At 37.9% G+C, this 699-nt stretch carries 1 protein-coding gene; it reads right to left on the bottom strand.

Going from position 1 to position 699, the window contains the following annotated elements:
• Positions 1-30: 30 nt before the first annotated feature.
• Positions 31-495 carry an IS200/IS605-like element ISSsu4 family transposase gene (tnpA, locus tag C1E99_RS10915; protein ID WP_029172398.1) on the bottom strand — a complete coding sequence of 155 codons (465 nt, stop codon included), beginning with the start codon at positions 493-495 and terminating at the stop codon, positions 31-33.
• Positions 496-699: the final 204 nt, after the last annotated feature.

Here is a 699-nt window from a genome sequence, read left to right as displayed (position 1 = left end):
ACCCACTAGCCTCTTAAAGAGGCATTCGTACTACTTGCCATTATCCCTAAAGGGATCTTCATACTCTTTTACACTCAATTTATCAAGTGCTATATCATGCTTTTCCTGCTCTTGAATATATTTCTTAATTGTGGCTTCATTAAGTCCAACTGTACTTACATAATAGCCCTCTGCCCAGAAATGGCGATTGCCAAATTTATATTTGAGATTGGCGTGTTTATCAAACATCATAAGAGCACTCTTACCTTTTAAATATCCCATAAAGCTTGATACACTTAATCGCGGAGGAATACTGACTAACATATGAACATGATCCGGCATCAGATGTCCTTCGATAATTTCTACGCCTTTATAACTACACAAACGTCGGAATATTTCTCCCAAACTACTTCGATATTGATTATAGATGATTTTTCGTCTATACTTAGGGGTGAAGACAATGTGGTATTTACACAGCCACTTTGTATGTGATAAACTATGTGCCTTTTGTGCCATACTTTTCTCCTCTCGCTTTACAATAGGCTTGAACACCTTTATTGTATCGCGTTTGGAGTTTTTTTGGTATAACCTTCGTCGCACACCCGCATAGCGGGTGGTTTATTTGTCACGCACCTTACGGAGCGTGACGGACTAAAAGTCACATAAAATAAACCTCTTACGTATCCTTGACGTAAGAGGTTTTTATTCTATAAATTCTCA

The organism is Streptococcus suis (assembly GCF_002964045.1).
Taxonomy (GTDB): domain Bacteria; phylum Bacillota; class Bacilli; order Lactobacillales; family Streptococcaceae; genus Streptococcus; species Streptococcus suis_U.
The sequence above is the reverse complement of the archived record's forward strand: the minus strand, read 5'-3'. Positions and strand labels throughout refer to the sequence as shown.

Bases quoted from the DNA above. Each gene is read 5' to 3' on its own strand.
- tnpA (WP_029172398.1), bottom strand. From the start codon at position 495: ATGGCACAAAAGGCACATAGTTTATCACATACAAAGTGGCTGTGTAAA.